This is a genomic window from Streptomyces sp. NPDC048637 (assembly GCF_040650675.1).
Classification (GTDB): domain Bacteria; phylum Actinomycetota; class Actinomycetes; order Streptomycetales; family Streptomycetaceae; genus Streptomyces.
The window spans coordinates 283,661-308,733 of record NZ_JBEZHQ010000003.1; the positions used below are offsets into that span (position 1 = coordinate 283,661).

Here is a 25,073-nt window from a genome sequence, read left to right on the forward strand (position 1 = left end):
CCCTCTCCGGATCGTCCGGCGGACCCCGCAGGGGGAGGGTCGGCGGGGCTCAGGGGTCCCCACGGCGCCAAGTCGCCGTTCTCACCGCACTGTTGCGAGGAAGAACACCATGCCCAAGACGGCATTTGTGCGCACCAAGCCGCACCTGAACATCGGCACCATGGGTCACGTCGACCACGGCAAGACCACGCTGACCGCGGCCATCACCAAGGTCCTCAGCGACCGGGGGAGCGGGACGTTCGTGCCGTTCGACCGGATCGACCGGGCCCCGGAGGAGGCCGCCCGCGGCATCACCATCAACATCTCGCATGTCGAGTACGAGACCGGCACCCGGCACTACGCCCATGTCGACATGCCCGGCCATGCCGACTTCATCAAGAACATGGTGACCGGCGCGGCGCAGCTCGACGGCGCGATCCTGGTCGTCTCCGCGCTCGACGGGATCATGCCGCAGACCGCCGAGCATGTGCTGCTCGCCAAGCAAGTGGGCGTCCGGCACATCGTCGTGGCCCTCAACAAGGCCGACGCCGGCGACCCGGAGCTCACCGACCTGGTGGAGCTGGAGGTGCGCGAACTGCTGAGAGCGCACGGCTACGACGGGGAGCACATCCCCGTCGTACGGGTCTCGGGGCTGCGTGCCCTGGAGGGCGCCCCGCGCTGGACGCAGGCGATCGAGGCGCTGCTGGACGCCGTGGACACCTATGTCCCGACGCCCGAGCGCTATGTCGACGCGCCGTTCCTGCTGCCGGTGGAGAACGTGCTGACCATCACCGGGCGCGGCACGGTCGTCACCGGAGCCGTCGAACGCGGCACGGTGCGGGTCGGCGACCGGGTCGCGGTGCTCGGCGCGGAGGCCGAGACGACGGTCACCGGGCTGGAGACGTTCGGCAAGCCCATGGAGTCCGCCGAGGCGGGCGACAATGTCGCGCTGCTGCTGCGCGGTCTGCACCGTGACCAGGTGCGCCGCGGGCATGTCGTCGCCGCGCCCGGCAGCGTCACACCGCGGCGCCGCTTCACCGCCGAGATGTATGTGCTCTCCACCGAGGAGGGCGGCCGCCGGACGCCGCTGTCCTCCGGCTACCGGCCGCAGTTCTACCTCCGCACCGCGGACGTGGTCGGCGACCTCGACCTCGGCGAGCGGGGCATCGCCCGCCCCGGCGAGACGGTGACGGTGTCGGTCGAACTGGGCCGGGAGGTACCGCTGGAAAGGGGGCTGGGCTTCGCCGTCCGTGAAGGCGGCCGGACCGTCGGCGCGGGCACCGTGCGCACCGTCGAGGAGTGAGACATCGCAGGTCATCAGGCTGCGCCCGGCGCCTACCCGGTGCCGGGCGCAGCCGCCCGCTGTCCCGGGAACGGGCGGAGTGCGAGACTGCTCGCCACGGATGACGAGGGCGATCCGGCCGCGCCGCACGGTGCGGCCGGTCGGCCGGGAGGCGCGAGGGAGACCCCATGGCGGGTACGGCACTGGTCCTGGGCGGCGGCGGGCTCACCGGCATCGGCTGGGAGATCGGGATGCTCGCCGGACTCGCCGAGGCGGGCGTCGACCTCACCGACGCCGACGTCGTCATCGGCACCTCCGCCGGATCGATCGTCGGCGCCCATCTCACCTCCCGGCAGTTGCCCCTGGAGGACATGTACGAACGCCAGCTCGCCGTACCGGAGGACCGCTCGGCCGCCCGTATGGGCCCGGCCGCCCTGGCCCGGTTCGCGGCCATCGCGCTGCGCTCGCGTGACACGGTCTCCTTCGGCGTACGGATGGGGAAGCTGGCGCTCGCGGCGCGTACCCGCCCCGAGGCGGAACAGCGCACGGTGATCGCCCGGACCCTGGGGCTGACCGACTGGCCGGCCCGCCGGCTGGTGATCACGGCGGTGAACGCGGCGACGGGGGAGCGGACCGCCTTCGACGACGCGAGCAGGGTGGGGCTGCTCGACGCGGTGGGCGCGAGCTGCGCGGTCCCCGGCATCTATCCGCCGGTCACCATCGACGGCACGCGCTGGATCGACGGCGGCGTGCACTCCACCGCCAACGCCGATCTGGCCGCCGGATACGAGCGCGTGGTGGTCGTCGCGCCGATGGCGGCCGGCGGCGGACCGATCGCCGGACCGCGGGCGCAGGGCGTGCGACTGGTGCGCGGAGGCGCACGGGTGTGTGTGATCACCCCCGACCGCGCGGCCAGGTCGGCCTTCGGCCGTAATGTCCTCGACCCCGCCAAGCGCGCGGACGCCGCCCGTGCGGGGCGCCGGCAGGCAGCCGTGCAGGCGGCGGAGGTCCGGCGGGTCTGGTCGGACTGACCGGCCGGCCGGTACCCGCGGCGACCGGGGCCGGGGCGCCGCGGGTACCGGCACAATGGGACGGTGGACGAAGCACCCGAGCCGATACCCGTCACCCGGACCGTGGACTGCGGTACCGCCAAGCTGCTGCCGGACGTCGACCGGCCCCGTGCCTGGCTGCTGACCGTGGACGGCGCACCGCAGTCGTACGTGGACCTCGACGCGCCCGCCCATCTGGAGTTCGAGTACGTACGCCGGCTGGCACACGTCCTGGATGAGGCGGCCGCCCCGGGGCGGCCGCTCGACGCGCTGCATCTGGGGGGCGGAGCGCTGACCCTGCCGCGCTATCTCGCCGCCACCCGCCCGCACTCCCGGCAGGACGTCGTCGAAGCCGACCGCGGGCTGCTCGCCCTGGTGACGGAGCGGCTGCCGCTGCCCGGCAACTGCGGGATCACCGTGCATGCCGAGGACGCCCGTACGGCGCTGGAGGCGGCGCCGGAGGACAGTGCCGACGTCATCGTGGCGGATGTGTTCGGCGGGTCACGGGTGCCGGCCCAGCTCACCTCGGTCGAGTACGCACGGGCCGCCGCACGGGTGCTGCGGCCGGACGGCTGCTATGCGGCGAACCTCGCGGACAGCGCGCCGTTCGCCTTTCTGCGCGGCCAACTCGCCAATTTCGCCACGGTCTTCGAGCATCTCGCACTGATCGCCGAGCCCTCGGTGCTGCGCGGCCGCCGCTTCGGCAACGCCGTGCTGCTCGCCTCGCGCGCGCCGCTCCCCCTCGCCGCCCTGGCCCGGCGGACGGCCGGCGACGCCTTTCCGGCCCGGGTCGAGCACGGCGCGGCGCTGCGGCGGCTGATCGCGGACGCGGTACCCGTACGCGATGCCGAGGCGGTGGCGTCCCCGGTGCCGCCGGACGGCGCGTTCAGCGTGGGCTGACCCCGGCCCGCCGCGGCGCGGTGCCGCCCTGACCGGTCACTCCGCCCCCGCCGCGACCGGTCACTCCGCCCCCGCGGTGTCCGGTTCGGCCGCCTCGGCCGCGCGGGAGGCCGGTGCCCCGGCTGCCGGCTCCGGCCGCGTACGCCGCGTCAGACGCCGGACGTCGGGTACGCACAGCACCGCCGCCGTCAGCAGCACGATCACCGCCGAACAGCCCCACAGCGCGGCCGTCCGGCCGATCAGGTCCTGGACGGGGCCGGCCAGCGCGGTTGCCAGCGGGACCATGGCCAGGGACCCGAGCCAGTCGTAGGACGAGACCCGGGAGAACTTGTCCTCGGGGATCTCCTGGTGCAGCGCCGTCATCCACATCACCGCGAAGACCTCGACCGCGATCCCGGTGCCGAACATGATCGCGGTGAGTCCGGCCGCGGGCAGGGGGACGGCGAGCGCGGCGGACGGAAGGGCGAGCGGGAAGACACACAGCGCACCGGTCAGCAGCATGCGGCGTGGTGTGACGCGGGTCATCAGCAGGGCGCCGCCCACAGTGCCCGCACCGAACGCGGCCAGCGCCAGCCCCCAGGGGCCGGGGCCGCCCAGATGCTGCTCGGCGACCAGCGGTCCGTAGACCGCCTCGGCGGCCGACACCATCGCATTGACGAGGGAGAACTGCACCACCACCGCCCACAGCCAGGGCCGGGAGGCGACCTCGCGCCAGCCGTCCCGCAGATCGTGCAGCATCCCGCCGCCGGGGGCCCGCTCGGGGACCCCGCTGACGTCGAGGAAGGCGCGCAGCGCCGCCGCGAGGGCGAAGGCGGCGGAGTCGACGGCCAGTACCCAGCCGGGCCCGATCGCGGCGACCAGCGCGCCGCCCAGTGCCGCGCCGCCGATGTTCGCGCCGTTCATGCCCATGCGGAACACGGCGAAGGCGCGCCCCGCCTGGTCGCCGGAGACGCTGGCGAGCACCATGCCCTCCGAGGCCGGCGCGAAGAACGCCTGTCCGGTGCCGCCGAGCGCGGCCAGCAGTGCCATCTGCCACAGCTGCGGCTCCCCGGCCAGCACGAGCAGCGCGAACAGGCCTTGGGAGACACAGCTGAGGGCGTTCGCGGCGACCATGACGCGATGCCGGGGGAGCCGGTCGGCAACCGCGCCGCCGATCAGCAGGAAGAAGATGAGCGGGAGCGTCCGCGCGGCGGCGACCAGGCCGACATCGGTGGCGGAGCCGCCGGCGGCGAGCACCGCGAAGGCGGTCGCGATCAGCGCGCCGGAGCTGCCGAGGTTCGCGATCACCGTAGCGCCGGTGAGCAGCAGATAGTTGCGCCCCGCCCATGGGGGGACGGCCCTCACCAGGACCGCACCGGCGCGGAGGGTGCCGTGGCGGACCGCTTCCGGCTCGGGTCGTCCGGTCGGTGCACGGGGCGTGCCGGGCACGTCACCCGTCCGTCTCCGCTGTGTTGCTGTCCTGGCCACATGGGCGTCAACGATAGGCGGGCCGGGGTGTGGGCGGCACCGGCATATCGCCCGGCGTCCGGCCATGGGCGGGCCCGCGTCGAGGCCGGCTCTTCACACCTAAGCTACCGCTAGGTAACATGACCTCATGTCCTCCGAGACCCTGCCGTCGATCGGCGAAATGATGGCGGCATCCGTGCCGATGGCCCGCACCCTGAACCTCGAGTTCGCCGAGACCACCGCCGAGCGCGCCGTGGTCCGCATGCCCGACCAGCCCGACTTCCACAACCACGTCGGCGGTCCGCACGCCGGCGCGATGTTCACCCTCGCCGAGTCGGCGAGCGGCGCCATCGTGATGGCGGCCTTCGGTGACCAGCTCGGCCGCGCGGTGCCCCTGGCGGTACGCGCCGAGATCGGCTACAAGAAGCTCGCCATGGGGCCCGTCACCGCCACCGCGGAGCTGGGCCGCCCGGTGGCCGATATCGTCGCCGAGCTCGACGCCGGAGAGCGACCGGAATTCCCCGTGAACATCGCCATCACCCGCGAGGACGGCGCGGTGACCGGCGAGATGAGCATCGTGTGGACCCTGCGCCCCAATAAGTGAGCAACTCCCCCCGTGGGGCTCTCACGGCCCGTCGTGCGCCGCGCGGCGGGCCGTCGTCGCGTCCCGCGCCAGATGTTGCATACCGCACGTGGATTCGGTCCCCGGGCGGCCCGATCGAGTAGGCTTCCCGGGCGCGCTGCGGTGCGCCAGGGGATCGACCGGCGCGGTGTCACGGACGCCGGCCACGGCCGCCCACGGGGGCCCTACACCAGCGGAGGAATCGGCGTTGCACATCCAGGAGTGGCTCGAGTCGGTACCGGCCGTGAGCGTCTACCTCCTGGTGGGGGTGGTCATCGGACTGGAGAGCCTGGGCATTCCACTGCCCGGTGAGATCGTCCTCGTCAGCGCCGCGATTCTCGCGGCGACCCAGGACCACATCAATCCGTACGTGCTGGGCGCCTGTGCGACCGGCGGCGCGATCATCGGTGACTCCATCGGGTATCTGATCGGACGCAAGGGGGGCCAGCCCCTGGTGCAGTGGGCCGGCCGCAAGTTCCCCAAGCACTTCGGGCCCGACCATGTCGCCATGGCCGAGGCGAAGTTCGACAAGTGGGGTATGTGGGCGGTCTTCTTCGGCCGCTTCATCGCACTGCTGCGCATCTTCGCCGGGCCGCTCGCCGGCGTACTGAAGATGCCGTACTGGAAGTTCCTGATCGCCAACGTCCTCGGCGGCATCGTCTGGGCCGGCGGCACGACCGCGCTGATCTACAGCGTGGGTGTCGTCGCCGAAGAGTGGCTCAAGCGCTTCTCCTGGCTCGGGCTGGTCGCCGCCCTGCTGTTCGGCATCGGCTCCTTCGCCCTCATGAAGCACCGGGCGAAGAAGGCCGCCGCCGCGCGCGAGGTGGAGGAGAGCCCGGTCGCCGCGACGGTCGACTGACCGCGCGGCCGCTTCCCGCGGCTCGAACCGTCCCGCGGTCCGTGGGCCCCAACTGCCCGTGAAGGCGGGCAGTTGAACGCCCGAGTGGTGCAACTCGGGAACAGGTAAGGGCCGTCGGACGGTCGCGGAGCGGTGTCGGGTCAGGGCATCAGCCAGACGTCGGGCCCGCCGTCCCGCCATTCGAAGACGCCGGTGTCGTCCCAGACGAAGGCCGTGGTGCAGAAACCGGCCCGGCGCAGGATCGCGGCCACGTCACCGGGGCGCAGCGCCCGCCCCAGGTCCTGTCCGTAGAGCGTCACACGGCGCCCGCCTGTGCAGGGCGGATGCACGATCACGGGGGCACGCTTCATGTCCCCAGCATGCGACCGGCCCGTCACCCCCGCATCCCGAACGCGAGGGGTTCGTCACACAGCGTGTCCGCCCGCCCGGGGCGGCCACCGGCCGGCCCGGCCCTCAAGGCCCCGCCCGCAGCCGCGAGAAGAACGGCTGCGGCGGTACGTCCGGCCCGTCGGGCCGCCACCACGGGTCCTCCGCGTCACGGTCCGGCAGTGGCTCCCCGCCGCGCACCTCACGTCGCAGACCGGCCAGCAGGTTGCGGGCGCCGGCGATGAACAGCGGGTCACCGATGAGCTTCTTGGCCGCCAGCGCCTTACGGCAGGCCCGCAGCGCCGCCGCCGGCTCCCCATGGGCGCGCTCGGTCGCCGCACCGGCGTAGAGGACCGTCGAGTACAGCCAGAAATCGCCGTCCGAGTGCCGGGTCTCCCAGGCGCGACGGGCCGCCGCCCGTGCCCGCTCCGCGTCGAGCGACGACAGGGCGACGGCGAGCAGCGCCCAGCTGTGGGCGGGCCCCGGACCGAACCACGGATCCCTGGAACGGTGCCTGGCCGCCTCCTCCAGACAGGCCACCGCCGCCGCGGTGTTCCCGCGGTACAGCGCCAGGACGCCGTGCGCATGCGCAATACGGGCCAGCCCGTCGGAGTCCGCATGCATCACGGCCGCCGTCCATGCCTGGTCGAGCAGCGCCTCCGCGGCGCCGAGCGAGTGCTCCTGCGCCGCGAGATAGCCGGCCAGCCACAGCGCCCGGGCCCGCAGCGCGGTGTCGTCCCGGGAGAGCAGCAGCAGCCGGTCCAGATGCGCCCGCCCCTCGCGGCGGAAGCCGCAGGCCGCCCAGTGGAACCAGAGCGACACCGCGATCTCCAGTGCGCCGAGCGCATCCTCCGCGTCCTGCGGGGGACGGGTCAGCGCCGCATCGAGGTTGGCCTGTTCGTCCTCCACCAGACGTACGGCGACCTGCTGATTCGGGCCCTGCCAGGCGATCTGGGCCTCGGCCGCGAGCGCCGCACAGGCTTGCCGGAAGCGCCGCAGCGCCGCGGATTCCTCGCCCGCCTCGCGCAGCTGCGTCCGCCCGAAGTCGCGGGCGGCGCGGGGGAGTCGGTAGCGCGGCGGCAGCGCCCCTCCGGTGTCTTCACGGTCGCCGCCGGCGTCCCGTACGCGCTCGATGACCGAGGCGCTGAGGAGCCGTTCCAGCGCGCCGTCGACCGCGGCCGCAGGAACGTCACAGCTGGTGCAGACACAACCGGCGAGCCAGGGATCGAAATCACCGGGCAGCACCGAGAGCCTCGCCCAGACCCGCCGGTCGGTGGGCGAGCAGAGGGCGTAGCCCGCGGCCTGCGCGGCGTAGAGCGAGGTGTGCCGCACGGTCGCCGCCGGCCCCGAGTAGTAGAGCGGACCGTCCGACCCCACCTGCGCCGCGAGCTGCGGCAACGACATCCGGTCGAGCTGCTGCGCGGCCAGCGCGATCGCCAGCGGTGAGCCCTCCAGCGCCTGGCACACGGCGACCAGGAGCTCCGGCGTGGCCGCTCCGGTCCGGGCCGCCAGCAGCTCGACGGCCGGCCCGGCGATCCCCTCGCCCAGCGTCACCGGAAGCGGGGCGATCTCGACGATCCGCTCCTCGGGCAGCCCGAGCGCACCCCGCGCGGTCGCCACGATCTGCAGCGTCGGGTCGGCCCGCAGCAGGTGGCGCACGAGCTGTGCGCACTCGTCGCGCAGCGGGTCGCAGTCGTCCAGCAGGACGGTCGCGCGATACCGCTGGCAGTACGCGGCGAGCGCGGCAATCGCCGTATCGTCCGCCGGAGCGCCCCCTGTTGGGGCATCCGTCCGCCCCGCCCGGCCGCGCACCGGATCGCCGGCGCAGGCGCGGGCGGTCCGCCGGACGAGGGCCGTCGCGGTGTCCCGGCGCGCGCTGTCCGCCGGCCGTGCCGCCCGGAGCAGCGTCTCCGTCAGCCCGCCCGCGGCCGGACCGTCCCAGCAGCCGACCCGGAGGACCGTACCGTCGTGCCGGGCGGTGTGCTCCTCCAGGACGGCGCGGGCCAGCACGCTCTTGCCCACTCCCGCGGCTCCGGTCAGTGTCACGAGCGGGGCGCTGCCCAGCAGCCCGGACACCAGCTCATGCTCAACGGCCCGTCCCACTACGCCGGGCAGCGGCCGGCGATCGGCCCTCGCGGTCATCGGTCATCCCCAACCACGGCACAGCGCCGCGCCCTTCGGAATTGGGAACCAACCTTGCCAGAACCGACCGTCCGGTAAACAACCCGTGGCCTCATCGAACGAGGGAAACCTGGCCGGCGTACTTGACGTGCAGGGACGTCTCCGTGCGGAGCCGGGAGCGCGGACCACCAGGTCAGAGTGCCCGGGGTCGGCGTCGAGGGCGTTGCGGACGATCTTAAAGTGGTGTCTTTCGACCGGTGGCGCAGTGGCAGCGTGGCTGCCCGCGGCCGGTCCAAGGACCCAAGGAGAACGTCCCGATGAAGTGCCTGCGCGTCCGCGCTGCGGTGAGTGTGGTGGCTCTGGGGCTGCTGGCCGGTTGTGGCGACGGCAGGGATTTCGTCGACGCATCGAGCGTGCCGCGCCTGCAGGCCCATGCCGCGGACGCCCTCAATGGCCAGCCCCAGGTGGTGCCGCCCCGAGGGCCTCGCTCCTCCTTCACGGCGTTCCGTCCGACCGGGGACGACGGCACCCGGGTCGTGACGGCGAAGTGGCACGGCCGCAAGTCCGGCTTCACCGGCGACATATGGGCCTGGGTGCCGCCCGAGTACCACCAGGCGCGGTATGCGCAGAGCGGCTTCCCGGTGCTGATCGCGCTGCCCGGTTCCTACGGCTACCCGTTCAACTACTGGGCCGGGGAGGCCTTTGCGCTGGAGGAACGGATCGCGGAGTGGTCGCAGCAGGGCAAGACGCTGCCGTTCATCGTCGTGATGCCGGTGCTCAATCCGGGCAGGACGTACTACGACGGCAGTGACATCCCGGGGCAGCCCAAGATGGGCACCTGGCTGACCGAGGACGTACCGGATTTCGCGCGGGCCAACTTCCGTACGTACGACAGCCGTGACGGCTGGGCCTTCATGGGGTCCTCGTCCGGTGGCTTCGCCGCGCTGAAGGCCGTCCTCAAGGAGCCGCAGAAGTTCAAGGCGGCCATCGTCAACGGACCTGATACCGCGCCGGATTCACCGCTGTGGCAGGGGCATCCGGCCGAGATGCGTGCCAATGACCCCCGTCACCTGGCGCGGCAGCTGGCCGCGCGCAACGGGTTGCCGGTCTATCTCGCCTTCGAGCTCGGCAGCAAGGAGGCGGCGGTGCCCGATGTGAAGCGCTTCATCAAGGACCACACCGGCGGGCCGGTCCACTCCACGCTCTTCGAGATACCGGACGGCGTGCACAGCGGGCACACCTACATCCAGCGGATGGCCGACTCGCTGCACTGGATCAGCGAGCAGATGCAGGGTCCCGTACCGTCCGTGTGACGCACCGTCGCCTGGCCGGACGCACCGCAGGGGGGCTCCTGTTGCCGAAAGCGGGCCACCGGCAAGAATTGTCCATGACCCGGCACGGTGGGCACGGCCGGTGTCCGAGGTGTGCCCATGGGAAGGAGAACTGTGCGGAATCTGCGAGCTGTCGGCCTGGTGCTGGCCGGTACGGCTCTGCTGGCAGGCAGCTTCACGGCGGGCAGCCGGTGGCTGACGGACCGGGACGCGACCAGTGAGGTGGACGGGGCGTCCGACACCGTCCCGCGCGACGAGGTCGCGCGCTCGATCTCGGGCCATCTGTCGCTTCCGGTGATCCCCAGGGGACCGCGCTCGGTCGACTGCGCGAAGGATCTGCGTGCCGTCAAGGGGGCCCGGACCCACTGCACGGCCCACTACTTGCGGGGGACCGACCGGGACATGACCGTACGGGTCGTCCGGGTCCGCGGTGGTGAGATCACCTATGTCCATGACGCGCCACATCGCTGACCGCTTCTGAACGTTGCGCTCGCTATGTGAAGGGTCGGTGCATCAACGGGCCGTCAGGAAGCGGTCGGCCCGCTTGCGTGCCGCCAGGACCTGCATCAACGCCCAATGGCCCCAAAGGCGCCCTTTGTTGAATCTGCTTCGGATGTTGCAACTGTTCAGATCGCAGTTGGACGACGGGTGTTGCTGTGATGCTAAGATCATCGCACTTGCCAACCGGGTAGTCACCTGCTAAGGCAAGAAAGAAATTCCGCGCATTGGCCTAAGAAAACCGCCACCCCGGGGAGAACTATGCCATTAGCCGGCCCTTCGATGGCTTTCTGGCAGGCGACTGTGCGCGGCCGTATACGTATGTCTGGGACCGCGAATGATTCTCTACGTCGCAGCCAGGCATACGACACCTGGTGGCTCCGCCGTCCGAAGAGAGTCTTATGACGCAATACTTCCAGGATCCAGCGCTCTGGGGATTGATCGCTGGTACCCCTGTTGCCGCAACCGCGATTATTCGCGGCAGAATGAAGATCACGGAGCTTCGAAAAGAGAAGGTCGAGCTCAAGCAGCACTACGCCAATCTTGAAGATCATTACTCGGAGGCCGTCGAAGAGGCCAAGGACCGGGCCGAAGAGGCCACCAAGACCACTTTGAAGGCCGCCATGCGGACCCTGCAGGGGCTGGCGAGCGAACAGCAGCTGGCGATTTCCAAGCTGCAGGAGACATACGGCGAGCACAAGATCCTTCAGGATCTGCTCGACATCGACCACATGAATTCGCAGTTCGCACGGCGGGCCCAGTCCATCGCCGTGCTCTGTGACGGCTGGCTCGGTCGGCGACGGCACAACGCCTCGCTCTACGATGTGGTCCGCAGCGCGAAGGGCCGTATTCGCCATTTCACGCGCGTCGAGATCCGGTCGCAGAGTAATTTCGCGATCGTGAGCCGCGCCGTGGAACCGGTTGCCCTGGTGCTTGCCGAACTGCTGGACAACGCCACCAGCTATTCGGCGCCGGAAACGATGATCGAGATCAATATCCGGCCGGTGCCCAGGGGTGTCTGCATCGTCGTCGACGACGCCGGTGTCGGCATGAACGAGGAGGAGAAGGCGCGAGCCGCTCAGCTGCTGTCGAGCGAGAATTCGGCCAGCGTCTCCAGCCTCGGTAACCCGCCGCAGTTCGGATTCACCGTCATGGGCGTGCTCGCCGCCCGCTACGGTTTCAGCGTATCGGTGGATTCCACCTCTCCCTACGGTGGCGTGCGCGCGGTCGTCCTGCTCCCCGACGATCTACTGACGTCTCTGCACGAGCCCGAGGAGAGTCCTGCCGTGGCCGCGTCCGCCCCGTTGCCGCCTGAGAATCTTCCTGGTCACCCGGCCCCTGGCGCCCCGGCTCCGCCCGCGCCCGGATACCCGGCACCCGGATACCCGGCGGCCGGCTCCCCGGCTCCCGGCCCGTCGCCCCTGGGGCAGCCGACCGGCGCCCGCCCGACTCCCGAGACGACGGCCGGCGGTCTGCCGAAGCGGCGCCGCCGCGGTGCGATTTCCATCGTGCCGACCGAATCCGAGAGCACGGAAACCCCGGCCCGCGACAGCGCAAAGGCGGCATCTGTTATGGGTGCATTCCAGCGCGGCACGCAATCCGGCCGCCGTTCCACCAATGCAAGCAATGAAGGGCCTGAGGTTCAGTGAACTACGATCTGTCGTGGATGCTTGACAGTGCTCTGGAATTGCCTGAAGCACAGCATGCCATCCTCGTCTCCGCTGACGGTCTGCTGATGGCCCGTTCGAAGGATGTCGGCCGGGACCACGCCGATACCGTGGCCGCCGCAATGAGCGGAATGCAGTCGCTGAGCCGTACGGTCGCCGATTTCTGTCACGGCGGTGCCGCTGCCAACCGGCCGCAATGGCGGCAGACGCTGGTTGAATTCGACCATGGCTGGGTTTTTCTTATCTCGGCCGGGGAAGGCGCCTATCTCGCGGTCTCGGCGTCGCCCGATGTCGACATGGCAGAGATCACGTTCCGCATGCAACAGCTGGTCGGCCAGCTCGGTAAGGCGCTGACCAGTCCGCCTCGCGAGAGGGCTGATATTCAGCCATGACAACCGATGACGAGCCGGAGCTGGAACACGAAGCAGCGGAATTAGTACGGCCGTACGTCATCACCAACGGCCGCGATCTTCTTGACGGCAGTGACTTCTCGCTGATCACTCTGGTCACCGTGCAGGCGGAACCGCCCCGTACGAAACCCCTCGATCCGGAGAAGCTCAGCCTGCTGGAGCTGTGTTCGGGGGGCTTTCTCTCGATCGCCGAGATAGCCGGGCACACCCGGCTGCCGGTGGGCGTCGTCAAGATTCTGGTGTCCGACCTCGCGCAGGAGGGATATCTCTACTGCCGCGCGCCCATACCTAGCGCTCAGCTTGTCGACCGGCAAATCCTAGAGGAGGTGTTGAATGGACTCCAGGCTCGCTTTGGATGACGGCGTGTATCTGCGCAATTCAGTGCAGACCGCGGCGAAGATCCTCGTGGTCGGACACTTCGCCGTGGGGAAGACAACATTCATCGGGACCATGTCCGAGATTCCGCCGCTGCGGACCGAAGAGGTAATGACGCAGGCGGGTGCAGGAATAGACGATCCGAAAGGCGCACCCGGCAAGATCACGACCACGGTCGCCATGGACTTCGGCCGGCTCACGCTCAGCGAGAAGCTGGTCCTCTATCTGTTCGGAACGCCCGGCCAGCAGCGCTTCGTTCAGGTGTGGGAGGACATGACGCGTGGTGCGCTCGGGGCGCTGGTCCTGGTCGACCCCAAGCGGCTCGATGAGTCCTTCCCTGTCATGGACCTGGTGGAACACTACGGAATCCCCTACGCCATCGCCGTGAACCACTTCGACGGGTCGCCCTCGCACTCGCTCGACGAGATCCGGGAGGCACTGGACCTGCTTCCTGAGACGCCAGTGGTGAGCTGTGACGCACGGGACCAACGTTCCTCGGCGGATTCACTGATCGCGCTCGTCCGATATCTCCAGTCCCGCCTCAACTAGGAGTTCAGGCATGCAATCTCACTCGGAATTCCAGAGCCCACCGCCCGGCTGCCCCGCGCACGCCGGTGGCCAACCGGCTCCCTTGCACGGCCCTGAATTCGCCGCCGCCCCGGACGCCTTCTACGAGATCCTGCGACAGCAGGGGCCCAGTGCGCCCGTCGAGCTCGCTCCCGGTGTGGAGGCCGAACTCGTCACGGACTACGCCGCGGCGCTCCATGTGCTGCAGAATCCGGATACCTTCGCGCGGGACTCCCGCCGTTGGCGTGCGATGAACGAGGGGCGGGTGCCCCTGGACAGCCCCGTGCTGCCGATGATGATGTACCGGCCGAATTGCCTGTTCTCGGACGGCGCGGAGCACATGAGGCTGCGTCAGTCGGTCACGGCGAGCCTGGCCCGGGTGGACACCCACCGACTGAGCCGCCATGTCGACCGCGTCGCCGCGTATCTCATCAGCCAGTTCAGCAGCCGGGGCCGAGCGGATCTGATCGCCGACTACGCCCAGTTGCTGCCGCTGCTGGTCTTCAACGACCTCTTCGGCTGCCCCGCCGGGATCGGTGACCGCCTGGTCTTCGGCATATCGGGCATTTTTGACGGGGTCGACGCGGAGAAGGCGAACGAGGTCCTCACCGAGGCGCTGCTGGAGCTGGTGGCGCTCAAGCGGCGTTCGCCGGGCGAGGACATCACCTCATGGCTGATGGAGCACCCGTCCGGGCTCTCCGACGAGGAGATGGTCCATCAGCTCGTCACCCTCATCGCGGCGGGGACGGAGCCCACACAGAACATCATCTCCAGCGCGCTGCGGCTGCTGTTGACGGATGAGAAGTACGCGGGTGACCAGAACGCGGCCGGACTGCTGGTCGACGATGCCATCAACGATGTGCTGTGGAACAGCGCTCCGATAGCCAACTACGGCGTGCACTACCCCGTGCACGATGTGGAGCTCGGGGGAGTCAAGCTGCCGGCCGGCGATCCCGTGGTCATCAGTTTCGCGGCCGCCAACACGGACCCGAATCTCTCGACGGGCCGTCAAATGCTCAGCAAGCGGGCACATCTCGCCTGGGGCGCGGGTCCGCACGCCTGTCCCGCCAAGGATCCCGCTCTGCTGGTGTCCGTGCTGGCCATCGAGAAGCTGCTCAACACCCTCCCGGACATCGATCTGGCCCTGCCCGCGGAAAGCCTGACCTGGCGGCCCGGCCCGTTCCACCGGGCACTGGAAGTGCTGCCCGCCCGTTTCACCCCGGTGCGCCCCGAGCGGCACGCATCCCGTGGCTCCGCAACGGGTGACCAAACGGCCGAAATGGCCCCCGGAAACGACCGGAATGGGTCACAGCGGGGTAAGTGGTGGAGTTCATTCCTCTCCTGGTGGAAGGTGTGATGTTCACGACATGAATTCGCTTTCCGTGGCGCGTAAACCTTCAATCGCAGGGGTAGTCAGGGTTGGTCATCCCGACCTGCATTGAATGAAGGAGTCCTCGCAGTGGAATCCGCCACGGTTGCCCCGCCAATGGTTCCGTCCGTCGACCGACGCTCCGTGATACGGCTCTTCTCCCGTCTGCGCACATCGGAAGGCCAAGCGAATCCATTGCCGCACTACGCGGAACTCCGGTCGATGGGAGATATTGTTCCGGCACCTTGGGGCGGCCATCTGGTGACCTCTTTCGGCCTGTGTGACCACGTGTTGCGCAACAGATCGTGGCTGGTGCCGGACAGTGCCTGGCGGGCCAGGCAGGGCGAGGCGACCCGCTGGATGGCGCCTTCCTCGCAGCAGATGGCCAGCACACTGCCCGGGCTCAATCCGCCGCACCACACGCGGGCCAGGCGGTCGGTGGGCAACATGTTCGACCGCAAGTGCTTGGATAACATCAAGAATTCGGTCGAGCGCAATACTGAAGAGTTGCTCGACCGGTTCGCGGAAAGGATGAAGGACGGTGAGGCGGATTTCGGCGCCCTCGTCAGCGAAGAATTGCCGGTGATGACGATAGGAGAGTGGCTCGGTCTGCCGACCGCGGATTATCCGCTGCTGCGGTCGCTCACCCACGATCAGGTATTCGCCCAGGAATTGCTGCCCTCGGCGAGTCAGCTCGCGCAGTCCGATGCCGCGACCCGGGATCTGCGTGAGTATTTCATTGCCTTGGTGCGGGAACGCCGTCGCGCGCCCGGTAATGACCCGGTCTCGGCGTGGATAAGAACCTGGGACGAACTCGAACCGCATCAGGATGCCGCGGACGAGGCCGTCTACCGACTCGCCCTGTTCGTGGTTCTGGCAGCGTTGGAGACCACCTCGAACCTGCTGTCCACAATGGTGTGGCTGATCGCCGAACACCCCCGGCAGATGGGGTGGTTGCGTGCCTACCCGGACTACATACCGGCGGCCGTCGAAGAGGTTCTGCGCTACGACTCCCCGACGCATGTGGTGAGCCGGATCGCCGGCGAGGACACCACTCTCGCGGGTATCCCCGTGGCGAAGGACCAGATGGTGCACCTGATGATCGGCATTGCCAACCACGATCCCGCACACCACATCGACCCCGCGCACTTCGACGTCCGGCGCAAGGCCACCCATCTGAGCTTCAGCGGCGGGATCCATTACTGCCTCGGCGCCGCGCTGGCCCGGCTGGAAGCGACGACGCTGCTGACCGGCGTGCTCCGGCGGTTCCCCACCCTGGGGCTGAGCCGTACGCCCGACTGGGCACCGCGGGTGGCCTTCCGGCGGCTCATGACACTGCCCGTGGTGGAGTCCTGAGAGCGGTGAGGTAGGAAGAGCGTCGTGATCGATAACTTCAAGACCCTTGCTGTCAGCCATCAGGGCCCGCTGCTCAACGTCCAGTTGAACAGCCCGGATACCGGTAATGCGCTCGGTGAGCCGATGCTCGACGAACTCCTGACCGTACTGGGCGCGTTGCACGACCGGCCCGAGATACGGGTGGTGATCCTCTCCGGTGCGGGAGCGGACTTCTGTCTGGGCGGAGACCGCCGGGAGTTCACGGAGTCCCTCGCCGCGGACCGTTCCGGAGCGGCCCTTCGTGCCATGGGCAACAAGGCGCGGCGGGTGTGTGAAGCACTCGCGGCCACCAGCGCGGTCACCATCGCCCGGCTGCATGGCGGGGTGATCGGTGCGGGCATCGCGCTCGCGGTGTTCTGCGATCTGCGGGCCGGGGCGGACAGCTGCCGCTTCCGGCTGCCGGAGCTCGCGCTGGGCATGCCACCTGCTTGGGGAGGCGTACTGCCACGCCTGCTCAACGAGTCGGGAGCCGCCAGGATCCGCGAGTTGATCCTCACCGGGGAGAGCTTCGACGCGGCGAAGGCGGCCGAGCTCGCCCTCCTCCACAAGGCCGTTCCGGAGAGCGAGCTGGACGAGGTGATCGCACGGTGGACCAGACCCTTGGTCCGCAGATCTCCGGCAGCTCTGCGGACCGCCAAGGTCATGATGAATGCTTACGCGGGCGCCGGCCGCCTTGCGGACGCCACCCTTTTCGACGCGGAAATGCTGACGTCGGTGCTGGCGGCCGCCGGGTCGGAACGGCTCGGCTGACGTGGCGCCAGGGGACGGCGATAACAGGCACGGGTGCGGTCCCGGAGCGGGCCGCACCCGTCGGACCTCATCGGGCCGCACGCTGTGCCGCCCGGCCGGCGGCCGGGCTCAGTCCCCGGCGTCCCCCGGCACGTCCTCCCGGTGCCGTGCCGCCAACTCCAGGTACATGGCGGCATTGAGCTTGATGGTCTCGCGCTCCTCGTCGGTCAGCTCCCGCTTGACCTTCGCCGGCACCCCGGCGACCAGCGAGCCGGGCGGGACCTGCATGCCCTGGGGGACCAGCGCCTGCGCGGCGACCAGCGAGCCCGCCCCGATGTGCGCCCCGTTCAGCACGGTGGCACCCATCCCGATCAGGACATCGTCCTCGACGGTGCAGCCGTGCAGCACGGCGTTGTGCCCGACCGAGACCCGCTCGCCGACGGTGACCGGGAAGCCGGGATCCACATGCACCGTGCAGTTGTCCTGGATGTTGCTGTCGGCGCCGAGCACGATCGGGCCGCAGTCGGCGCGCAGCACCGTGTGGTACCAGACGCTGGCGCCCGGGCCCATCGTGACCTCGCCGAGCACGACGGATGTCGGGGCGGTGAACGCCTTCTGATCGACCTTCGGCGCCTTCCCGCCCACCGGTGAAATCAATGCCCGTTCCGCCATCCTGGATCTCCTCACCGTTCTGCTGCCGCGCCAACAGCACCGTAGACGACGGGCGCGGCGCCGGGCAGGGCCGGCCGCCGGTAGGGCGAAGATCACAGCCCGGCGCGCGGTCCGCCGCCGGGCAGGCTGAGTACGGTGTCCGAGTGCCGATAAACCAGAACGTGTTCTCGTCTGTCGCGGCCTGGCGGCGCCGGGCCGTGTCGCGCGTCGTCCACCGTGGGGCGCGCTGGGTGCGGGAGACCGCGGCCGTGACGGCCGAGCGGCCGGGCCCGTACCGCTTCCGCCGGATCGGCACCGGCACCCGGCTCGCCTTCCCGCAGGGCACGGTCTTCGGTGACCCGTGGATCGAGCTCGGCGAGCACTGCATCATCGCCCAGGACGTCACGATGACGGCGGGCATGATGCCGGACCTCGACCTCGGCCAGGAGCCGATCCTCACGCTGGGAAATGGTGTGGTGCTGGGCCGCGGAAGCCATGTGATCGCGGATGTCCGGCTGACGATCGGCGATGACTGTTTCTTTGGCCCCGGCGTCTATGTCACCACCACCAACCACAGCTATGACGACCCCGAGGTGCCGGTCGGCAAGCAGTGGCCGCGCAGCGACCCGGTCGCGATCGGCCCCGGCTGCTGGATCGGGACCGGTGCGGTGATCCTGCCCGGGGCGCGGCTGGGCCGGAATGTGGTGGTCGCGGCCGGTGCCGTGGTCCGCGGTGAGGTCCCCGACCATGCGGTCGTCGCCGGCGCGCCCGCCAGGATCGTCCGCCGCTGGGACCCCCGGCAGGGCTGGCAGCCGCCGCTGCGCACCCCGGCGCCGGTGCCGATCCCCGAGGGTGTCACCCCGGACCAGCTGGTCGCGCTGGAGGCCTGGCAGGCGGAGGAGGCCGGGGAGGCGTACGAGACCTCCTGAGCCGGTGTCAGGCGCGTCGGGCCGCTGCCGGTCCGCCGCTGTCAGCCGCCGGAGGCGAGCAGGGCCGAACCGACCAGTGCGAGGGAGGCGCCGGCCGTCTGGATCGCCCGCAGCCGCTCCTTGAGGATGCCGAGTGCGGCGAGCGAGGTGACGACCGGGTAGAGGGAGGCGAGCACCGCCGCCATGGTGACCGGCCCGCTCTGTGCGGCGAGGGCGTAGGTGCCGTTCGCGGCGACATCGGCGATACCGACGAAGCCGAGTGCGGGCAGCGCATCCCGGAGGGCCGGGAGCCCGCCCTGGGGCAGTGCGGGAGTGCCGCGCCGCACCGATGCGTACAGGGCGGCGCCGCCGACGGCGACATTGCACAGCCGCTGGACGAACAGGGCGAGAAAGAGCCCGGTCACGGTCGTGGACGCCTCCGAGATCAGCGCCATCACCGCGCCGAAGCCGAGCGCCGAGATCAGCGTCAGCACAATCGTCCGGCGGGCCACGGAGGCGCCGCTGATCCGCGGGCCGCCGGCCAGCACGACGCCGATCACGGCCACCAGCATGCCGGTGATCTGCAGCAGTCCCGGCCGTTCGCCCGCCACGATCCCGACGCCGAGCGGTACGAGCACCGTGCCGAACGAGGCGAGCGGGGAGACCACGCCCATCGGGCCGAGCGCCAGGGCGCGGTAGAAGCAGAGCATGGCGGCGGGCCCCACGACGCCTGCTCCGACCGCGAACCACAGCTGCGGTCCGGCCTCCCGCCAGCCACCGGTGGCCAGCACGATGGCGCCCAGCACGACGGCGGCCAGGGTCTGCGAGACGACCACCACGGTCAGCGCCTGCAGCCGTCGGGTGAGCAGTCCGCCGCCGAAGTCGGCGAGCCCCCACAGAAGGCTGGTGGCCAGGGCGAAGACCGCTGTCATGGTGAAACCTCGCAGTACAGTGAACCGGACGCTGAAGTACACCACACCGTAGTGCAACAGACTGCACTGGGGCATCGAATATATTGACTTCGACTTGGACGGACCGTGACGGACCTCGACCAGCTCACGCAGTCGCTCGCCCGCAATCTCAAGCACTGGCGCGCCGAGCGCGGTTTCACCCTCGATGCGCTGGCGGCCCGCGCCGGCGTCAGCCGCGGCATGATCATCCAGATCGAGCAGGCCCGTACGAACCCCAGCGTGGGAACCACTGTCAAGATCGCCGACGCGCTCGGCGTCAGCATCACCACGCTCCTCGACTACGAACAGGGCCCACAGGTGCGCATCGTGGCCCCGGAAGAGGCGGTCCGGCTGTGGTCCACCGAAGCCGGCAGCTTCACCTCGCTCCTCGTGGGCGCCGAGGCACCCGGACCGTACGAACTGTGGGACTGGCGGCTGATGCCGGGCGACAGCAGCAGCTCCGATCCGCACCCGCCCGGCACCGTCGAACTGCTGCATGTCCGGGCCGGCACGCTGACGCTGGTCGTGGACGGCGCGGCGCACGAGGTGCCCGCCGGTGCCTCGGCGACCTTCGAGGCCAAGGTCGCGCACGGCTACCGCAACGACGGTACGGAACCGGTCGAGATGACCATGTCGGTGATCATCCCGCCCGTCCGCTGAGACGCCCCGTCGCCCGCGCGGGAGCGACTGTTAGCTTGGCGGTATGCCCGTGCCGATGGATGCTTTTGACGATGTCCGGCCCGCCGTCGAGCGCCTGGACCTGCTGCCCGGGCCCGTGGCCGCCGCGATCCGTGCCTGGCGCGGATCCGTCCCCGTCGAGGAGCTGCGCCACGTCGACACGGATCCGGCGATCGCGGACACCGCGCTGCTCGTCGACCGCTACGGCCCCTGGCTCCTGGAGCAGTCGGCGAACTGCGTGGTGGTGGCCGGCAAACGCGGCGGCGAGACCACCCTGGCCGCCTGTGTCGTCCTCTCGCACACCCGCGTCGATGTCAACGGCGTGGTCCGCCGCCAACTGGGCGCACGTAAGGCGTCGTTCGCACCGATGGACAAGGCGGTCGGGGACAGCGGGATGGAGTACGGCGGGATCACCCCGATCGGCCTGCCCGCCGACTGGCCGCTGCTGGTGGACGCCGCCGTCGTCGATACCCCGTACGCCCTGATCGGCAGCGGCAGCCGCCGCGGCAAGCTCATCGTGCCCGGCAAGGCCCTCGCCGAACTGCCCGGCGCGACGGTCCTGGACGGGCTGGGGGTCGCTTAGGGCCTGCCTGTCCGGCGGATCAGGGGCGGCCGGTACCTAGCCGTTCCTCGATCGTCCCGAAGGCGCGCGCCGTGGGACGCGGCGCGCGCCGGCACCGCCGCCGGGAACCACGAATCCGGCCCGCCTGAGCACCGGCCCGGTCGGCTGCCGATGCGCGCCACCTCCACGCTTTCGCCCCCAACTCCCCGGAACATCAGGCCCGTTCATCGCGAGGAGTGTCGGATGTCGCGACGGCACCAGCTCGACGAAGTCCGCGGGAACAGCGGCTCTCGTCCCGATCATGCGCGGATGCTCACGCACCCCCCCCGCTCAGCCCAGACGAGGTATCTCGATCGCCGGGCAGCGGTCCATCACCATGTCGAGACCGGAGTCGTGCACCCGGTTCCAGGCCGCCTCATCGACGACCCCGAGCTGGAACCAGACGGCCTTCGCCCCGACCGACACGGCCTCATCGGCCACCGGGCCCGCCAGCTCGCTGTTGACGAAGACATCGACCACATCGACCGGGAAGGGGATCGCGGAGAGCGAGGGGTAGCCCTGCTCGCCATGGACGCTCTCGGCCTTGGGGTGCACCGGCACGATCCGCTTGCCGTAGCGCTGCAGCACCTCCGCGACGCCGTGCGCCGCGCGCTGCTCGTTGTTGGACAGGCCCACGACGGCCCAGGTGTCGCCGAGTTCGGTCAGGATCCTGCGGATCGTGCTGGGGTCGCCGTACACGCACTGCCTCCTGCGGATGGAAGGGTCCTCTGCCGCTCAACGGACGGCGTGACCCGGAGATTCCCGTCGCGGGAGACGGGAACGCCGCGGGTGACGGGAACGCCGCGGGGTGTGCGGCAGCCGCCCCGTGCCGCACGGCAGACGCCCCGCCCGAAGGGGAAGACGGGCGGGGCGGGTCTCTGCGCGGCGGCTCAGTTCGCGCCGCGGGCCACTCCGCTGCCGGCCATCCCGGCACCGACCACGGTGCTGCCCTTCGCGGCGCGGGCCGGCTTGCCGATCGCCCGGCCGCTGCCGACGGGCTCGGCCCCGCCGGCCCCGGTCCCCGGACGCGGTGCCACGGGCGCGGCCGGTTCCCGCGCCTCCGACCCGGACACCCCGGCCAGCGCCGAGCGCAGCTCCTCGGTGTCCACGAGCATGCTCACCGGCCCGGTCGGGTTGAGATACAGGGCATGCCCCGGCGGCAGCTGCTCGACGAGTTCGGCCACCGGCCGACGGTCGTACAGCAGCCGGCCCACCGATTCGAGGTAGCTCTGCGAGGTGTAGACCGGGATCACCGGCGTGCCCTCGGGCGAGGCGGCCGCCAGTGGCGTACCGGTCGCGGTGACCAGGACGGAGACCTCCGCGCGCGCCAGCGCCTCGGAGACGTCCTGTCCCGGCCCGTAGCCGGTCGCGGCGAGCTGCAGTGCGCAGTCGACCGCATCCGCCGGTTCGGACCAGTCCAGCATCTGGGGCGACGGCCGGTACTCCGGATTGTCCCGCCACTCCTCGATCTCGCCCGTCGGGCCCGAGCGCCACTGGCCGATCAGCGCCCAGAGTGGTGGTGGCCCCTCTCCCTGCCAGGTCAGATCCACCATGGCCAGCCAGTGGTCGGGCGCCTTCCGTGCCGCCTCGATGACCTCCGGCGGGGGCTCGGGCATCTCCTCGCCCGTCACGGGAACGCCCGCCGTCATCGCCGACTGTGTGCTCTCTTCCATGCAGCCCTCCGCAAACCCGCCGTTCCTACGTGTACGAGCGGGGCCCCGGAAACACGAGGCTCTCGCACTGGCCTCACAGTGCCCACGGGCGGCGCGGACGTCTCCCCGACGCACCGTGCGGACGGGGTGGGTACGCCGCGTGGCCGTGCGCACTGCGCCCGTACGGCGGACCCCCGCGCCCGTACGGCGGACACCTCAGCGCGGCGCGGGCCACCGGCACCGGCCGGTGTCCGCAGGCCACCGGGGCCGCATAGGCTGGTCCGATGCAGGAGCAGTACCGCACGCTCGCGCGCGAGGGCGTCCACGAGATCGAGATCAACAAGTCCCGCTTCCTGTGCGCGCTCGCGCCGGTCGCGAGCGAGGCCGAGGCCCAGGACTTCATCGCGCGCATCCGCAAGGAGCACCCCACCGCCCGCCACCACTGCTTCGCCTACGTCCTGGGCGCCGACGGCGGTATCCAGAAGGCGAGCGACGACGGTGAGCCGGGCGGCACCGCGGGCGTCCCGATGCTGCAGATGCTGGTGCGCCGCGAGGTCCGCTACGTCGTCGCCGTCGTCACCCGCTACTTCGGCGGGGTCAAGCTCGGTGCCGGCGGCCTCATCCGCGCGTACGGAGGCGTCGTCGGCGAGGCGCTGGACACGCTGGGCACGGTCACCCGGCAGCGCTTCCGGCTGGTGACGGTCACCGTCGACCACCAGCGGGCGGGACGGGTGGAGAACGACCTGCGCACCACGGGGCGGGCGGTGCGTGAGGTGACGTACGGGGCGGAGGTACACATCGAGATCGGGCTGCCGGAGGCCGATCTGGACGCCTTTCGCGGCTGGCTCGCGGACACCACGGCCGGCACGGCGCGGCTGGAGCTCGGCGGCGAGGCGTACGGGGACCTCTGACGGTCGGCCGCCCCGGCGCAGGCGCTGCCGACGCCCGTAAGGGCCGGGTGCGCTGACGCGGAACCGCCGGGGCGCCCCGGGGAGCGCCTGCCGGCCGCACCGGAAAGTCCGGTACCGACCGGTGCGCCGACACCCGGGTCATGTCAGCCTGTGACGCGGTGACAACGGACCGCTGACCGGTGTGCGCGCCGGCACGAGAAGGGCTGCCGCATGCCTGAACTCCTCGATGAGCGGGTGGGATTCGTCCGGCGCATCGGCTTGTTCCAGGCCACCGCCATCAACATGAGCCAGATGTGCGGCATCGGTCCCTTCGTGACCATCCCGCTGATGGTCGCCGCGTTCGGCGGGCCGCAGGCCGTGACCGGGTTTCTCGCGGGCGCGGTCCTGGCGCTCGCCGACGGGCTGATCTGGGCCGAGCTGGGCGCGTCGCTGCCCGGCACCGGCGGCAGCTATGTCTATCTGCGGCAGGCGTTCCAGTACCGCACCGGCAAGCTGATGCCGTTTCTGTTCGTCTGGACGGCCATGCTCTTCATCCCGCTCGGCATGTCCACGGGCGTGATCGGCTTTGTGCAGTACCTCGGCTACCTCTGGCCGGACATGACACCGGGGCAGGGTGACCTCGTCGGCATCGCTGTCACCGTGGGCATCGTCGTGCTGCTGTGGCGGCGGGTGGAGAACATCGCCAAGCTCACCGTCGTCCTGTGGACGGTGATGATCACCTCGGTCCTGCTGGTCATCGTCGCCGCCTTCACCCACTTCAGCCCGGAGCGCGCCTTCACCTACCCCGCGCACGCCTTCGAGCTGACGACAAGCCACTTCTGGACCGGTTTTGCGGCCGGACTGACCATCGGCATCTACGACTACCTGGGCTACAACACCATCGCCTACATGGGCGCCGAGATCCGACAGCCCGGCCGCACCATCCCGCGTGCCATCCTCTCCTCGATCCTCGGCATCATGACGATCTATCTGCTGCTGCAGATCGGCACTCTGGGCATCGTCAACTGGCAGGACATGCTCGACCCGCACTCGACGGCGTCCTCGTCCGTCGCCTCCGCCGTGCTGGAGAAGGCCTGGGGCAGGAGCGCCGCCGACGCCGTCACGGTGCTCATCCTCATCACCGCCGTCGCCTCCGTCTTCACCGGCCTCCTCGGCGGCTCCCGGGTTCCCTACGACGCCGCCCGCGAGCGGGTCTTCTTCCGCCCGTACGGCACGCTCCACCCGCGGCACCGGTTCCCCGTACTCGGCCTGCTCACCATGGGGACCGTGATGGCCGCGGGCTTCCTCATCGGGCGGCAGACCGACCTGGCCACCATCATCCAGCTGCTGACCACCGTGATGGTGATCGTGCAGGCGCTGGCCCAGGTCGCGGCGGTGACCGTGCTGCGCCGCCGGCAGCCGGGACTGCACCGCCCCTACCGGATGTGGCTCTACCCGCTGCCGAGCATCGTGGCGCTCACCGGCTGGCTGGTGATCTACGGCTATGCGGACCGGAACGCGCCCGGCAGGCACCCCATCGAATGGTCGCTGGCGTGGGTCGGGGCGGGCGTCGTGGCCTTTCTGGCGTGGGCACGTTACGAGAAGGAGTGGCCGTTCGGGCCGAAGCGGATCACGGAGGAGCATCTGCAGAGCTCCGGTCCGGACACCGGGCGGGCCGGGGGAGACGGGCAGGAGAAGGGCGCCGGGGGGACGGCGGTCGGGGCCACCGACCCCGGCTGACGCCTGCTTTTCGCCGGGGGGCGCACCCCTTGCGTACC

26 protein-coding genes are annotated in these 25,073 nt (G+C 70.5%); 19 read left to right on the plus strand and 7 right to left on the minus strand.

The window, feature by feature from the left end:
• Positions 1–109 precede the first annotated feature (109 nt).
• The 3 genes from tuf to AB0C46_RS06470 all read left to right on the plus strand — a co-directional run bounded on the left by tuf (position 110) and on the right by AB0C46_RS06470 (position 3,210).
• Positions 110–1,282, plus strand: a complete 1,173-nt coding sequence (gene tuf / locus AB0C46_RS06460) for an elongation factor Tu (protein WP_362826157.1) — start codon at positions 110–112, stop codon at positions 1,280–1,282.
• A gap of 167 nt (positions 1,283–1,449) precedes the next feature.
• Positions 1,450–2,292, plus strand: coding sequence for a patatin-like phospholipase family protein (locus AB0C46_RS06465; RefSeq protein WP_362826158.1), 843 nt, complete (start codon positions 1,450–1,452; stop codon positions 2,290–2,292).
• Between the two features lie 63 nt (positions 2,293–2,355).
• The gene (locus AB0C46_RS06470) at positions 2,356–3,210 is read left to right on the plus strand and encodes a fused MFS/spermidine synthase (RefSeq protein ID WP_362826160.1); all 855 of its coding nucleotides are present in this window, start codon (positions 2,356–2,358) and stop codon (positions 3,208–3,210) included.
• Positions 3,211–3,270: 60 nt separating this feature from the next.
• Here the strand turns inward: AB0C46_RS06470 and AB0C46_RS06475 are convergent, their stop codons facing one another.
• Positions 3,271–4,557, minus strand: a complete 1,287-nt coding sequence (locus tag AB0C46_RS06475) for an MFS transporter (RefSeq protein WP_362826436.1) — start codon at positions 4,555–4,557, stop codon at positions 3,271–3,273.
• Between the two features lie 247 nt (positions 4,558–4,804).
• Here AB0C46_RS06475 and AB0C46_RS06480 point away from each other — a divergent pair, with 247 nt between their 5' ends.
• Together AB0C46_RS06480 and AB0C46_RS06485 are read left to right on the plus strand one after the other, a co-directional pair.
• The gene (locus AB0C46_RS06480) at positions 4,805–5,260 is read left to right on the plus strand and encodes a DUF4442 domain-containing protein (RefSeq protein ID WP_362826162.1); all 456 of its coding nucleotides are present in this window, start codon (positions 4,805–4,807) and stop codon (positions 5,258–5,260) included.
• Between the two features lie 226 nt (positions 5,261–5,486).
• The gene (locus AB0C46_RS06485) at positions 5,487–6,137 is read left to right on the plus strand and encodes a DedA family protein (RefSeq protein WP_362826164.1); all 651 of its coding nucleotides are present in this window, start codon (positions 5,487–5,489) and stop codon (positions 6,135–6,137) included.
• A 140-nt stretch (positions 6,138–6,277) separates the two neighbouring features.
• Here AB0C46_RS06485 and AB0C46_RS06490 read toward each other — a convergent pair whose 3' ends face one another.
• Both AB0C46_RS06490 and AB0C46_RS06495 read right to left on the minus strand, forming a co-directional pair.
• Positions 6,278–6,487, minus strand: coding sequence for a hypothetical protein (locus AB0C46_RS06490; protein WP_362826165.1), 210 nt, complete (start codon positions 6,485–6,487; stop codon positions 6,278–6,280).
• Between the two features lie 103 nt (positions 6,488–6,590).
• Positions 6,591–8,645, minus strand: coding sequence for an AAA family ATPase (locus AB0C46_RS06495; protein ID WP_362826167.1), 2,055 nt, complete (start codon positions 8,643–8,645; stop codon positions 6,591–6,593).
• 296 nt (positions 8,646–8,941) lie between these two features.
• Here AB0C46_RS06495 and AB0C46_RS06500 point away from each other — a divergent pair, with 296 nt between their 5' ends.
• From AB0C46_RS06500 to AB0C46_RS06540, 9 genes are all read left to right on the plus strand, one after another.
• Positions 8,942–9,937 carry an alpha/beta hydrolase-fold protein gene (locus tag AB0C46_RS06500; protein WP_362826169.1) on the plus strand — a complete coding sequence of 332 codons (996 nt, stop codon included), beginning with the start codon at positions 8,942–8,944 and terminating at the stop codon, positions 9,935–9,937.
• Between the two features lie 132 nt (positions 9,938–10,069).
• The gene (locus tag AB0C46_RS06505) at positions 10,070–10,426 is read left to right on the plus strand and encodes a DUF4333 domain-containing protein (RefSeq protein WP_362826171.1); all 357 of its coding nucleotides are present in this window, start codon (positions 10,070–10,072) and stop codon (positions 10,424–10,426) included.
• 428 nt (positions 10,427–10,854) lie between these two features.
• Positions 10,855–12,102 carry an ATP-binding protein gene (locus AB0C46_RS06510; protein ID WP_362826173.1) on the plus strand — a complete coding sequence of 416 codons (1,248 nt, stop codon included), beginning with the start codon at positions 10,855–10,857 and terminating at the stop codon, positions 12,100–12,102.
• Positions 12,099–12,512, plus strand: coding sequence for a roadblock/LC7 domain-containing protein (locus AB0C46_RS06515; protein WP_362826174.1), 414 nt, complete (start codon positions 12,099–12,101; stop codon positions 12,510–12,512). Before AB0C46_RS06510 ends, AB0C46_RS06515 begins: the two co-directional genes overlap by 4 nt.
• The gene (locus AB0C46_RS06520; protein ID WP_362826176.1) at positions 12,509–12,889 is read left to right on the plus strand and encodes a DUF742 domain-containing protein; all 381 of its coding nucleotides are present in this window, start codon (positions 12,509–12,511) and stop codon (positions 12,887–12,889) included. Before AB0C46_RS06515 ends, AB0C46_RS06520 begins: the two co-directional genes overlap by 4 nt.
• Positions 12,864–13,454 (plus strand): ATP/GTP-binding protein, encoded by a 591-nt coding sequence (locus AB0C46_RS06525; protein WP_362826177.1) that lies wholly within the window; start codon positions 12,864–12,866, stop codon positions 13,452–13,454. The genes AB0C46_RS06520 and AB0C46_RS06525 overlap by 26 nt, the downstream gene beginning before the upstream one ends.
• A 10-nt stretch (positions 13,455–13,464) precedes the next feature.
• The gene (locus AB0C46_RS06530) at positions 13,465–14,829 is read left to right on the plus strand and encodes a cytochrome P450 (RefSeq protein ID WP_362826179.1); all 1,365 of its coding nucleotides are present in this window, start codon (positions 13,465–13,467) and stop codon (positions 14,827–14,829) included.
• Between the two features lie 129 nt (positions 14,830–14,958).
• Positions 14,959–16,197 carry a cytochrome P450 gene (locus AB0C46_RS06535; protein ID WP_362826437.1) on the plus strand — a complete coding sequence of 413 codons (1,239 nt, stop codon included), beginning with the start codon at positions 14,959–14,961 and terminating at the stop codon, positions 16,195–16,197.
• Between the two features lie 24 nt (positions 16,198–16,221).
• Positions 16,222–16,986: an enoyl-CoA hydratase/isomerase family protein gene (locus tag AB0C46_RS06540; protein ID WP_362826180.1), complete on the plus strand. Its 765-nt coding sequence runs from the start codon at positions 16,222–16,224 to the stop codon at positions 16,984–16,986.
• Between the two features lie 108 nt (positions 16,987–17,094).
• Here AB0C46_RS06540 and AB0C46_RS06545 read toward each other — a convergent pair whose 3' ends face one another.
• Positions 17,095–17,637, minus strand: coding sequence for a gamma carbonic anhydrase family protein (locus tag AB0C46_RS06545; RefSeq protein ID WP_362826181.1), 543 nt, complete (start codon positions 17,635–17,637; stop codon positions 17,095–17,097).
• Between the two features lie 143 nt (positions 17,638–17,780).
• On the opposite strand from AB0C46_RS06545, the gene AB0C46_RS06550 reads away from it, so the two are divergent.
• Positions 17,781–18,545 (plus strand): acyltransferase, encoded by a 765-nt coding sequence (locus AB0C46_RS06550; protein WP_362826182.1) that lies wholly within the window; start codon positions 17,781–17,783, stop codon positions 18,543–18,545.
• 41 nt (positions 18,546–18,586) lie between these two features.
• On the opposite strand, the gene AB0C46_RS06555 is transcribed toward AB0C46_RS06550, so the two are convergent.
• The gene (locus AB0C46_RS06555) at positions 18,587–19,456 is read right to left on the minus strand and encodes a DMT family transporter (RefSeq protein WP_362826183.1); all 870 of its coding nucleotides are present in this window, start codon (positions 19,454–19,456) and stop codon (positions 18,587–18,589) included.
• Positions 19,457–19,561: 105 nt separating this feature from the next.
• Between AB0C46_RS06555 and AB0C46_RS06560 the strand changes: the two genes are divergently transcribed.
• Both AB0C46_RS06560 and AB0C46_RS06565 read left to right on the plus strand, forming a co-directional pair.
• Entirely contained in the window at positions 19,562–20,134 is a 573-nt protein-coding gene (locus tag AB0C46_RS06560; protein WP_362826184.1) for an XRE family transcriptional regulator, read from the plus strand.
• A gap of 43 nt (positions 20,135–20,177) precedes the next feature.
• Positions 20,178–20,735 (plus strand): YbaK/EbsC family protein, encoded by a 558-nt coding sequence (locus tag AB0C46_RS06565; RefSeq protein ID WP_362826185.1) that lies wholly within the window; start codon positions 20,178–20,180, stop codon positions 20,733–20,735.
• 309 nt (positions 20,736–21,044) lie between these two features.
• On the opposite strand, the gene AB0C46_RS06570 is transcribed toward AB0C46_RS06565, so the two are convergent.
• Both AB0C46_RS06570 and AB0C46_RS06575 read right to left on the minus strand, forming a co-directional pair.
• Entirely contained in the window at positions 21,045–21,452 is a 408-nt protein-coding gene (locus AB0C46_RS06570) for a CoA-binding protein (protein WP_362826186.1), read from the minus strand.
• A 191-nt stretch (positions 21,453–21,643) separates the two neighbouring features.
• Positions 21,644–22,426 (minus strand): type VII secretion system-associated protein, encoded by a 783-nt coding sequence (locus AB0C46_RS06575; RefSeq protein WP_362826187.1) that lies wholly within the window; start codon positions 22,424–22,426, stop codon positions 21,644–21,646.
• Between the two features lie 263 nt (positions 22,427–22,689).
• Here AB0C46_RS06575 and AB0C46_RS06580 point away from each other — a divergent pair, with 263 nt between their 5' ends.
• Both AB0C46_RS06580 and AB0C46_RS06585 read left to right on the plus strand, forming a co-directional pair.
• Positions 22,690–23,316, plus strand: coding sequence for a YigZ family protein (locus tag AB0C46_RS06580; protein WP_362826188.1), 627 nt, complete (start codon positions 22,690–22,692; stop codon positions 23,314–23,316).
• Positions 23,317–23,526: 210 nt separating this feature from the next.
• Positions 23,527–25,035: an APC family permease gene (locus AB0C46_RS06585; protein ID WP_362826190.1), complete on the plus strand. Its 1,509-nt coding sequence runs from the start codon at positions 23,527–23,529 to the stop codon at positions 25,033–25,035.
• Positions 25,036–25,073 lie beyond the last annotated feature (38 nt).